The 11,171-nt window shown below is 47.6% G+C and carries 8 protein-coding genes and 3 pseudogenes; 9 read left to right on the top strand and 2 right to left on the bottom strand.

Annotated elements, in window-relative coordinates:
* Window positions 1-3: 3 nt before the first annotated feature.
* From ALIPUT_RS09055 to ALIPUT_RS13045, 9 genes and pseudogenes are all read left to right on the top strand, one after another.
* Window positions 4-1,144: pseudogene (locus ALIPUT_RS09055) on the top strand (ABC transporter substrate-binding protein).
* Window positions 1,145-2,125 (top strand): annotated as a pseudogene (locus ALIPUT_RS09050) (iron chelate uptake ABC transporter family permease subunit).
* Complete coding sequence (locus tag ALIPUT_RS09045) at window positions 2,122-2,880, top strand: ABC transporter ATP-binding protein (protein ID WP_004289235.1); 759 nt, start codon at window positions 2,122-2,124, stop codon at window positions 2,878-2,880. The pseudogene ALIPUT_RS09050 and the gene ALIPUT_RS09045 overlap by 4 nt, the downstream one beginning before the upstream one ends.
* Window positions 2,877-3,443, top strand: a complete 567-nt coding sequence (locus ALIPUT_RS09040; RefSeq protein WP_004289236.1) for a DUF2284 domain-containing protein — start codon at window positions 2,877-2,879, stop codon at window positions 3,441-3,443. The genes ALIPUT_RS09045 and ALIPUT_RS09040 overlap by 4 nt, the downstream gene beginning before the upstream one ends.
* Before the next feature lie 1,616 nt (window positions 3,444-5,059).
* Window positions 5,060-5,476, top strand: coding sequence for a DUF3408 domain-containing protein (locus ALIPUT_RS09035; protein WP_004329593.1), 417 nt, complete (start codon window positions 5,060-5,062; stop codon window positions 5,474-5,476).
* Between the two features lie 29 nt (window positions 5,477-5,505).
* Entirely contained in the window at window positions 5,506-5,892 is a 387-nt protein-coding gene (locus tag ALIPUT_RS09030) for a DUF3408 domain-containing protein (RefSeq protein ID WP_004329592.1), read from the top strand.
* A 27-nt stretch (window positions 5,893-5,919) separates the two neighbouring features.
* Window positions 5,920-6,708, top strand: a complete 789-nt coding sequence (locus tag ALIPUT_RS09025) for a ParA family protein (RefSeq protein ID WP_004329591.1) — start codon at window positions 5,920-5,922, stop codon at window positions 6,706-6,708.
* 146 nt (window positions 6,709-6,854) lie between these two features.
* Window positions 6,855-7,784, top strand: a complete 930-nt coding sequence (locus tag ALIPUT_RS09020; protein ID WP_004329590.1) for an amidoligase family protein — start codon at window positions 6,855-6,857, stop codon at window positions 7,782-7,784.
* The gene (locus ALIPUT_RS13045; protein ID WP_004329589.1) at window positions 7,781-8,014 is read left to right on the top strand and encodes a hypothetical protein; all 234 of its coding nucleotides are present in this window, start codon (window positions 7,781-7,783) and stop codon (window positions 8,012-8,014) included. The genes ALIPUT_RS09020 and ALIPUT_RS13045 overlap by 4 nt, the downstream gene beginning before the upstream one ends.
* Before the next feature lie 863 nt (window positions 8,015-8,877).
* Here the strand turns inward: ALIPUT_RS13045 and ALIPUT_RS09010 are convergent.
* Window positions 8,878-9,885 carry an IS110 family RNA-guided transposase gene (locus tag ALIPUT_RS09010; RefSeq protein ID WP_022459586.1) on the bottom strand — a complete coding sequence of 336 codons (1,008 nt, stop codon included), beginning with the start codon at window positions 9,883-9,885 and terminating at the stop codon, window positions 8,878-8,880.
* Window positions 9,886-10,139: 254 nt separating this feature from the next.
* Window positions 10,140-11,105, bottom strand: a pseudogene (locus ALIPUT_RS12815) (IS110 family RNA-guided transposase).
* Window positions 11,106-11,171: the final 66 nt, after the last annotated feature.

Raw genomic sequence — 11,171 nt, 5'->3', positions numbered from 1 at the left:
AATATGAACGCATTAAAGAATTTAAGCCTGATTTTGTTGCTTTCTCTGGCATTTACAGGCTGCCCACAACAAAAGCTCAAAAATCAATGATTTCAACCTGCTGCTTTATGCTCCCGAATATGCCTCCGGCTTCGACATCAAAGGGGCGGGCGGGAAGGAAAGCGTACTGATAACCGTCAGGAATCCCTGGCAGGGAGCGGACAGTGTAACCACATGGCTGTTTATCGTCCGCAACGGTGAAGAGGTTCCCGAAGGGTTTGCAGGACAGGTACTCAAAGGAGACGCCAAACGCATCGTGGCGATGTCTTCCACTCATATCGCCATGCTTGACGCAATCGGTGAAGTCCGGTGTATAACCGGCGTTTCGGGAATCGACTACATTTCCAACCCAGACATCCAAGCCCGCCGCGACAGTATTGGCGATGTCGGCTATGAAGGGAACATCAACTACGAGTTGCTGCTCTCGCTCGATCCCGACCTCGTTCTGCTCTATGGGGTGAACGGCGCAAGCGCAATGGAAAGCAAACTCGAAGAACTCGACATACCGTTCATGTATGTCGGCGATTATCTTGAAGAGTCGCCTCTCGGCAAGGCCGAATGGATGGTAGTGCTTTCAGAAGTCACAGGAAAACGTGAGAAGGGTGAAAAAGCCTTTGCCGCAATCCCGGTCAGATACAACGCCTTGAAAAAGAAAGTGGCCGACAGTACCCTCGGCACTCCTTCGGTTATGCTTAATGTTCCCTATGGCGACTCGTGGTTCATGCCTTCAACCCAAAGTTATGTAGCCCGCTTGATTACTGATGCGGGAGGCCGCTATATCTACCAGAAGAACACGGGAAACGCTTCTATCCCCATTGACTTAGAAGAAGCATATCTGCTCGCGTCGGATGCGGACATGTGGCTGAACGTGGGAATGGCGAACTCCCTTGACGACTTGAAGGCATCATGTCCGAAATTCACCGATACCCGATGTTTCAAAAATGGAGAGGTGTATAACAACAACGCCCGTACCAACACAGCCGGGGGTAACGACTATTACGAGTCTGCCGTCGTGAATCCTGACATCGTGCTCCGCGACCTCGTGAAGATATTCCATCCTGAACTGGTGCAGGAAGAGTGTGTGTATTACAAGCAACTGAAATAGATGCGTTCCCGTTCGACTATATTATTCTCCATATTGATTACGCTCACGGTCGGTCTTTTTTTACTGGACTTGGCCGTGGGAGCTGTCAACATTCCGATCCGCGATGTATGGGCAGCACTGACCGGGGGAAATTGTTCCCGTGCCACGGAAAAAATCGTACTCAACATACGCCTCATAAAAGCTATAGTGGCACTGTTGGCCGGGGCTGCCTTATCGGTCAGCGGTCTTCAGATGCAGACCCTCTTCCGTAATCCTCTTGCCGGTCCCTATGTCCTTGGCATCAGTTCCGGTGCAAGTCTCGGTGTGGCACTTGTGGTACTTGCCGGGATCGGTTCATCAATAGGCATTGCCGGAGCAGCGTGGGTGGGTGCGGCTGTCGTGTTGCTCGTGATAACTGCCGTCGGACAGCGAATAAAAGACATCATGGTAATCCTGATTCTGGGCATGATGTTCTCATCGGGCGTAGGTGCTGTCGTGTAGATATTGCAGTACCTCAGCAAAGAGGAATCGCTGAAAGCCTTTGTCATTTGGACGATGGGGGCTTTGGGTGACGTCACCTCCGGACAACTTCTGATTCTTGTTCCATCGGTGTTTGCCGGACTGCTGTTGGCGGTACTGACCATCAAACCGCTTAACCTCCTGCTGTTCGGAGAGGAATATGCCGTAACAATGGGACTGAATATTCGGCGTTCACGCAGCCTGTTGTTTCTCTCGACAACGCTGCTCGCCGGAACGATAACCGCTTTTTGCGGTCCGATAGGTTTCATAGGTCTCGCTATGCCTCATGTCACAAGAATGCTTTTCCAAAATAGCGATCATCATGTCCTTCTGCCCGGAACAATTCTTTCGGGAGCATCGATATTGCTTCTTTGCGACATCATTTCTAAAATATTCACCTTGCCGATCAACGCCATTACAGCTCTATTGGGAATCCCAATCGTCGTATGGGTGGTTTTACGCAACAAATCCATCACCGCATGATAGAATTACAGCATTTTTCCATAGGTTACAAAGAAAACTCGTTGCTCCACGAGGTAAATGCCACGATAAAAAAAGGTCAACTGACAGCCCTTATCGGAAGAAACGGGACAGGAAAATCGACGTTGCTCCGCGCCATAGCCGGTCTGAACCGGTGTTATTCCGGAAAAATCATTCTCGACGGGCACGACATCGCCTGCATGAAAACCGAAGATATGGCAAAAACGCTGGCTGTCGTCACGACCGAGCGCACGCGCATCGCCAACCTGCGGTGCAAGGATGTCGTAGCCATAGGCCGTGCTCCTTATACCAACTGGATAGGTAGGATGCAAGAAACAGATAAGGAGATAGTCATGCAATCGCTCATTTCGGTGGGAATGGAGGCTTATGCAAACCGCACGATGGATAAAATGTCGGATGGCGAATGCCAGCGTGTGATGATTGCTCGTGCATTGGCACAGGATACTCCTATCATTCTCCTTGATGAACCGACTTCCTTTCTTGACATGCCTAATCGCTACGAACTTGTGGCGTTGCTTCGTAGGCTTGTCCACGACGAGAAAAAATGTATCATGTTCTCGACACATGAACTTGACATCGCGTTGTCCATGTGCGATTCGATAGCATTGTTAGATACCCCGAATTTAAGTTGCTTGACCGCGTCTGAAATGCAGAAAAGCGGATACATTGACAGACTTTTCCAAAATGAAAACATCCGTTTCGACTCCTTATGCGGTACAATGATTTTGAAACAATGAGTATATACACTGTAGAAAATTTTACTTCAGACATCACTGTTGAAGGATATATCGCCGAATTCCGTGACGAACCACATTTTCTTGAACTTTGCAAACAATGTACCAATTACGGTAAAAGTTGGGGGTGTCCTCCATTTGATTTTGATACGGAATCGTTTCTCCGACAATACAAGTATGCACATCTTATGGCAACGAAGATAATCCCTGAAGACAAAGATATTCCGATTGAATATACACAAAAACTCATTTTACCGGAACGGATACGAATCGAGAGCGAATTATTGGATATGGAACGGAAATATGGAGGGCGTTCATTTGCCTATATAGGTAAATGTCTTCACTGCTCAGATAACGAGTGTACGCGTAACTGCGGCACACCATGCCGACACCCGGAAAAAGTGCGTCCGTCACTCGAAGCCTTCGGATTTGACATAGCCAAAACGCTTTCTGAACTTTTTAACATCGAACTTCTTTGGGGAAAGGATGGCAAATTACCTGAATATCTTGTTCTCGTAAGCGGATTTTTTCATAATGAATACGAACTTTGCAACATAGCATACTAATGATTCGGACATGAAATAAACAGACAAACTAACCACATTCGGTTCAATCTGTTTTGTGATTTCAAATGAATTATAGTTAGATATGTAAAAAGCGACGCTGGAGCTTGAAATAAGTAACGGTTTATCGGTGTATTCTCCGTTAAACCGTCCTGTTTTCGTTAAACGAAAACACAACTTGCTGTCCCCTAATGGGGACAACATTCTCCAATAGGAATTGTGTATCAGCCCATTGTACGGCTATTCTCCTGTGATTTTCGGGTCATTTCCATCAGGCATTTGCCGGCTGCTCTCCCCATAAAAAGGTGGCTGTCTCTCCTGAATCATGTGACTTACGCCCATAATTCAGGAATAAGGGAGACGTATGTACTGGAAATCTGCCCTTTCCATACCCTATTCTCCATTAATGGATTGTTATTTTTACACTTCTGCAAATGGAGAATGGCAGGTAGCCGTATACACCTTATTGTTTTTCTTCATTGTCTCCATTAATGGATTGTTACTTTTACACATCTACAAAAGGAGAATGGGCTGTGAACCGTATATGCCTTATGGCTTTCCTTCATTGTCTCCATTAACGGATTGCTACTTATACACATCTGCAAATGAAGAATGGGCATGTAACCGTGTATGTCTTATGGTTTCTTTTCCTTGTCTCCATTGATGGATTGCTACTTCTACACATCTGCAAATGAAGAATGAGCATGTAACCGTGTATGCCTTATGGTTTTCCTTCATTGTCTCCTTTGACGGATTGTTACTTCTACACTTCTGCAAATGGAGAATGACAGGTAGCCGTGTATGCCTTATGGTTTTCCCTCATTGTCTCCTTTGATGGATTGCTACTTTTACACTTCTACAAATGGAGAATGGGCAGTGAACCGTATATGCCTTATGGCTTTCCTTCACTGTCTCCTTTGATGGATTGCTACTTTTACACTTCTACAAATGGAGAATGGGCAGTGAATCGTATATGCCTTATGGCTTTCCTTCACTGTCTCCTTTGACGGATTGTTACTTTTACACTTCTACAAATGGAGAATGGGCAGTGAACCGTATATGCTTTATGGCTTTCCTTCACTGTCTCCTTTGACGGATTGTTACTTCTACACTTCTGCAAATGGAGAATGGGCATGTAACCGTGTATGCCTTATGGTTTTCCTTCATTGTCTCCATTAATGGATTGTCACTTCTACACTTCTGCAAATGGAGAACGTGCATGTAGCCGTGTACGCCTTATGTTTTTTCTTCCTTGTCTCCATTAACGGATTGATATTTTTACACTTCCACAGACCGATAATTCAAGAATCCGTATCAGGACGGATGCATGCTCCCACACCTGCCCATAAGGATTTGAAAGGGGCGGTGGACAAGGAACGGAATCCCGCCGCTTTTCCACGCCGCTACGGACAGCAGGATTCTGACGTCACTCCTGCATGGGAAGAACCATCCGGATGGAACCATATGTTCGTCCCCCCGTCATGTGTATCATGACAATCCCCGACTTTGGATGACTATAAGTGACAGGTGGTTCCGTTCCGTCCTGTCCTCTTCTTTTTTTATTTTGTATTCCGAAACAATGCCAGTTGTGTAATTTAATAATTTAAGATTTTAAGACAATGGATTCAGAAAAGGAAAAGAACCGGCTTTCCGATATCGTTCTCGAGAGGGTCGGACTCACGGGAAACCTTCTGTCAGCTCCCGTTTCCCCATCCCCGGAACCGGCGGTGGATATGCCGGGTCATGAAAGGCAGGTCCGTGCAGGGAAAGTGACAGCCCCGGAAGAATACAAGAGGAGGTTTCTGGTTCCCGCTCCCAAGTCTGTGGAGTGGAAGACCGCGTATATTGACGGGAGGCTGCACCGCCGGATCGCCATGCTGGTCAGGGCCGCCGGTTGCGGCAGCATCTCCGGGTTTATCATCCGGCTGCTGGAGCTCCATATGGAGGAACATAGGGAGGATATCGCCGCCCTGCTCGGTGAGGTCTACCGTCCCTGGGATGAGGACGGGCAGCCGGGAGAACCGGCCCGCCGATAAAATGTTGTCATTGTCCAAGAAGATATATCATGACAGGAAAGAACGTAAAAGACCGGATGGGTCCCGGCGGGATGGACGCGGACCGCATCCGTGAGATCATGGGGGAAGCACCTGCCTGTCCCCGGAAGGGACGTGGAACGTCCGGTAACGACATAATGCGTCCCGCAAGGAAAAGCGGCCCCATGCAGCCGTCCGTCTATGGGGAGGAATACCTGCATGGCATTGCGGGCGTGCAGCGCCGGTCACTGCATATTCCTGCCGCCCTGCACCGGAAACTGTCCATCCTGGCGGGAGCCTCGAGAAATGGAACGGTCACGCTGGAGGGGTTCATCAACCACCTTGTATCGCGGCATCTGGAAGAATACAGGGAAACGGTGGAGATGATTCTGGAAGAGTCCCTGCCCGACCGGTCATAATAGTGTTTAACATTTAATGCAAGAAGTATGATGAAAAAAGAAAAAGAGTTGTTGGTTGCCGTCGCCAGCCAGAAGGGTGGCGTGGGAAAATCCGTCTTTACGGTACTGCTGGCCAGTGTGCTGCATTACCGCAAAGGCCTGCGTGTGGCGGTTGTGGACTGTGACTACCCGCAGCACAGCATCGCCCTGATGCGTGAGAGGGACATGGAGAGTGTCATGAAAAATGACGACCTGAAGGTGAGCCTTTACCGGCAGCACGAGAGAATCCGGAAGCCTGCCTATCCGGTCATCAAAAGCGATCCGGAAAAGGCGGTGGAGGACCTGCATCGTTATATGGACGAAAAGGGGGAAACTTTCGATATCGTGCTTTTCGACCTTCCCGGAACGCTCCGCAGCGAGGGGGTGGTCTATACTGTTGCCGCGATGGACTACATTTTCGTCCCGCTCAAGGCGGACAACATCGTCATGCAGAGTTCCCTGCAGTTTACCAAGGCTCTGGAAGAGGAGCTGGTCGCCAGGAAGAACTGCAACCTGAAAGGGACCTGGCTGTTCTGGAACATGGTGGACAGGAGGGGGCGGAAGGACCTGTATGACGCCTGGAACCGGGTCATCGACAAGATGGGGCTGCGGCTGCTGTCCTCACACATTCCGAACACCCTCCGCTACAACAGGGAGGCGGACCCTGTCTGCAAGGGTGTCTTCCGTTCCACGCTGTTTCCACCCGATCCCCATCAGGAGAAAGGCTCCGGCCTTCCTGAACTGGTGGAGGAGATATGCCGTACCATCGGCCTGGAGGAACCCGATACCGACCGGTAGCGGATGTCAGGGTATAGACACCTTAAATAAGGACTTTTAGCCTAAGATAAAGTAAGCTAATGGCGTGATAATAAGGATCTTATAATTACGATATCTCCTGTAAAAGCATTACCTTAGTAGTGTAATAATAAAGGAGGTAATAAATTATGAACGAGCAAATCAGAAGCATTTTAGCACAAGAAACGACAAAGACGAGCAAGATCCGGCAACTGTATCTTCTGGGTGTTCCCCGTGCGGAAATCGCACGAATGGTGACCAACGGAAACTACGGCTTTGTAGTGAACGCCCTGCGCCGTATGAGTGAATGTGAGTGCGGTCCGAACATCCAACCGTTGGCAGCCGCACCGGATTACACTTTCAACCGCAAGTTCGGTATCGAGATCGAGGCTTACAACTGTTCCCGCGAACGGCTCGCACGCGAGCTCAGGGAGTCCGGTATCGAGGTTGTGGTGGAAGGTTACAACCATACCACCCGTCCGCATTGGAAACTCGTGACAGACAGTAGTCTGAACGGGAATGACACCTTCGAGCTGGTCAGTCCGATCCTTGTCGGCGAAGCCGGGTTACGTGAACTGGAGAAGGTCTGCTGGGTGCTTGAGCTGTGTGATGTGAAGGTGAACGGGAGCTGCGGGCTTCACGTGCATATCGATGCCGCCGGTTTCAGCATGGAGACCTGGCGCAACCTGGCCCTGAGCTACAAACACCTGGAACCGGTCATCGACAGGTTCATGCCTGCATCCCGCAGGGACAACTACTATTGCCGTGGGCTGGGCCATGTCTCTGACGGGATGATACGTTCCGCCCGGACGGTGGACGAGCTGAAAGGAAGGATCGGTGACCGTTACCACAAGGTGAACCTTGAGGCCTACTCACGGCACAAGACGGTCGAGTTCCGGCAGCATTCGGGAACGACCAGCTTCACAAAAATGCGAAATTGGGTGCTGTTTCTCCACAAATTGGTTACCTTTGCCACAAGGGGACAGGTGCCTGCGGGCACCGCGCTCCAGGACATCCCCTTCCTGGATGGTGAACAGAAACTATATTATAAACTGAGAACTAAAAAATTATCGGCATGAACAGGCATATGTATATTTTGGCGGATGGCGGCAGGATTGCCGCCTCCGGCCCTTCCGAGTTTGTACGCCTCCTGCGTGAGGGCAGCTGGTTTGACAGCGGGTGCACCGATAAGGAGTACATGATGAATTTCTCCGGGCGGTACAGGGAACTGCACGGGGTGACGGTGAGGACCGACACGCCGGAGCATTTCATGGACGACCTGAAAAAGTACGGTTACATCAAGGGTTGAGAGGCCCGTTCCTTTATTGTTACGTTCCCTGCCGGTTCATTCATCTCCGGTGGGGATTTTTTTCTTTTTTCACGGTATCTGATCTCCGCCGTATCCTGTTTTCCGGAGGCTGGTTTCACGACCTCCTTCCTCAATCATTTTTTTCTCTTTTCATACTGCTATCAACGGATTGTCGTACTTTTACACACAATCCCGGCAATATCGGGAAGAATCCCGGGCTCTCGCCGGACTGCCATTTGTCATATCTTTTGCCGGCATTGACTATTTATGTCTATATATGACTATAACTGACAAGGTATTCCCTCATACATTTACTCTTTTTTTCTTTGCGGCGTAGGACGACAATCCGCCACCGGGAACGTCCGCCTGACCAAACACCCGGTTATCACATGGAATTAATGTATAAATCAGAAGTTATGGTTATGGACAGCATTGAAAGGAACCCCCAAATCCGTATCATATCGACGGGAAGAAGATGCCGGATATACGTTGCTGCTAAAGGTTCATATTTGAACCGCATTTCCGGGGACCGGAAAGAGGTGGCGCCCACAAGGACTTTTCATCACCGGTCGGAAAGTAAAAAGGCGATAACGGAGAAACGGTAAAAAATATATTGAACTCCTTCTTCAAACAGCTCCGGAGGGGGAGTCGGAAACCACGACACCCAGCCGGAAGTGCCTTTGGAAAGTATTTTGAACTGTATTTCAATAATTTGAGTTTCTGACAGGAAGCTATTTAAAATGGAAAGAAAAATGGACTATAATAAGAAAACTGAATATGGTTAACGATAATTAGTATATTTATGCAGTTGTCGTGCATGGAAAGCTCGTCGGGGCTGACTGCTCAGCCCCTATTCTTATGGATTACGCAAGCGAATTTTGATAATTTCTCGAAAAAAAAGCATCCGCCCTAATTACAGCGAACATAATCGTAACTAATTTCGCTCTAACTGCATTCAGAACCGACATCTTATTTTTTCCCTCTTCGACCTTTCTGTCATAATATTTCTTCAATGGACTATTTTTCACTTGTGAAACAGATAGTGCCGCCATATGTAGCAAATGCTTGATGCTTTTGTCAGCCCTATTAGATACTCTATTTTTAGAACGTTGGCTACTTCCTGACACATAGACGAACGGAACAACTCCTGCATGACAGCAAAACTTCCTGGGATCAGTAAAAGAAGTGAAAGCATCTGTTTCCATGATCATCTTCAGTGCAACACGTTCCCCAACTCCATCCACAGACATGAGTAAATCCATTTGATGAGCAATGACAGGTGCTTGATTTATAAGTTCTTTTATTTCAAGGTCTATTTGTGCTATGTAATCCGTAAATGTATTGATAATCCCTTCAACTCTATTGCATTTAGCAATATATATTGAGTGTTCCATATAGTCTACCTGATCTTTTAGCTGGGATTGATATTTAGCCCTATCTGCAACAAGCATACTGCGTTCTGTTGATAAGTTTTTGAGTTTTTGTATTATAAGCTCTGATGCGGTATACGGTTGTAGGCAATCATTATATCTTTCTGCATACATTGCTATTCGGCAGGCATCTATTTTATCATTTTTGCCACGAGGTATTCCATGACAATATTTTATTTTAGCTGCATCTTCCAAACATAAGTAGACTCCTATACTTTTTGTTGCACAGACCAAAGGATAGGTATATTGCCCTGTATGTTCCGCACAGACAACCAAACTGTCCTCAGAGAGGAAAAATTTCTCAAACGTTCTTGTTAACCAAGATTTAATAGAGGATAGATCATTAGGAATAACATCATAAAGGATGTCCTTACCGTTACTCCTTAAACATAAATCCAATTTTTTCTTACTCACATCAACTCCTAAATAAAAAACTTTCATACTTTTGTTTTTGAACATTAAACAAAAAAGAAAGGACCTGAACTTGACCTAATAATCTTAAACAGGTTTACTGAAATTCTTATATGGGTTTGAGTTCAAGGAAGGAGCAAAAGGACCGAATAGGGACTTAGACTTGACTTCTATTGCCGCTGATGGTTTTCCTTTTGCTTTCCTTTCAATATCAATTCAAAGATAAATATTTTGATGCTGCAAATCTAAGGTTGCCGCATGGCGTTCCCTCCGCAGATGAGTATTTACGGTTTCTCGGACTTGAACCCATCGACATACGGTTTTCCTTGCGTGACCACAGCGAAGGCTTGCCTTATAAGTTTGTTGGCGACAGCAACGACCGCCACCTTGCCTGGCTTGCCGTTAGACCGCAAACGGTCGAAACAAGCCTTGCACTCGGCATTACACCTGAGTGACGAGAAAGCCGCCACATAGAGCTGGCTTCTGAGGTTTGAATCCCCGTTCTGGTTGATGTGACCTTTGACATTGACTGACGTACCGAACTGTTGGTAAATAGGTGACAGGCCCAGATAACGGGTCAGTTGCTTGGCATTATCAAAATAGGTGAACCCGCCTGTGGCCACGATAAGCGCGGCTGCCAGTGTAACACCGATGCCTTTGATGGAGGTGAGCAAGTCCATCTGTTTCCTGTACTCGCCTTACGCCAAGGAAGTGATATTCTCTTCCATTGCCTTGATTTGCTTCTCGAGGAAAGCAATCGTCTTTTCGATGGTTTTCTTGCATTCAGGGTCAAAAGAAGAAAGAACTCCATCGAGCCTTTAAGGTTGCGTGTTGCCACAAGTTGCTTCTTTAGCTGGCGTAGTACCGTTCGTTTCTGCTTCAGTACGAGGATTGAGTCACTGCGGAGCTTATAAGGATCCGGCTGCATCCTCTCCCCGTACAGGGCTATCAGACGGGCATCTATCTCGTCCGTCTTGGTGACGGAGAGCATGGCACGGGCGAAGTTCTTTATCTTCAGCGGATTCTCAAGGCTGACGGTTATCCCTGCTTCGGAAAGCAGATAGACGAGCAACGCACTGTAATTGCCTGTGGCTTCTAATACTCAATGGTGCTCTGCTACTGAAATGGTTTGGATGAACTCATGGACACCCTTAACCGTGGTTCTTGAATGTTTTTGTCCTGCCGGTCTTGGCGGACGAATAAGCGACAACAAAGGTCGCCTTGCTGACATCGATTCCAACGTAGGTCATAGTCTGAAACTTTAATTAAACAACATCACTACATCGTGAGCCATCATTACGAATGCGGGGGCTCAA

The sequence above is a fragment of the Alistipes putredinis DSM 17216 genome (genome assembly GCF_000154465.1).
In the GTDB taxonomy this organism is placed as follows: domain Bacteria; phylum Bacteroidota; class Bacteroidia; order Bacteroidales; family Rikenellaceae; genus Alistipes; species Alistipes putredinis.
Note: the sequence above shows the minus strand (reverse complement) of the source record. Positions and strands in the feature narration are given on the sequence as shown.

Excerpts from the sequence above, each read along its gene's own strand:
- ALIPUT_RS09045 (WP_004289235.1), top strand. The coding sequence starts at position 2,122 with ATGATAGAATTACAGCATTTTTCCATAGGTTACAAAGAAAACTCGTTG.
- ALIPUT_RS09025 (WP_004329591.1), top strand. The coding sequence starts at position 5,920 with ATGATGAAAAAAGAAAAAGAGTTGTTGGTTGCCGTCGCCAGCCAGAAG.
- ALIPUT_RS09020 (WP_004329590.1), top strand. The coding sequence starts at position 6,855 with ATGAACGAGCAAATCAGAAGCATTTTAGCACAAGAAACGACAAAGACG.
- ALIPUT_RS09035 (WP_004329593.1), top strand. The coding sequence starts at position 5,060 with ATGGATTCAGAAAAGGAAAAGAACCGGCTTTCCGATATCGTTCTCGAG.
- ALIPUT_RS09040 (WP_004289236.1), top strand. The coding sequence starts at position 2,877 with ATGAGTATATACACTGTAGAAAATTTTACTTCAGACATCACTGTTGAA.
- ALIPUT_RS09030 (WP_004329592.1), top strand. The coding sequence starts at position 5,506 with ATGACAGGAAAGAACGTAAAAGACCGGATGGGTCCCGGCGGGATGGAC.
- ALIPUT_RS09010 (WP_022459586.1), bottom strand. The coding sequence starts at position 9,885 with ATGAAAGTTTTTTATTTAGGAGTTGATGTGAGTAAGAAAAAATTGGAT.
- ALIPUT_RS13045 (WP_004329589.1), top strand. The coding sequence starts at position 7,781 with ATGAACAGGCATATGTATATTTTGGCGGATGGCGGCAGGATTGCCGCC.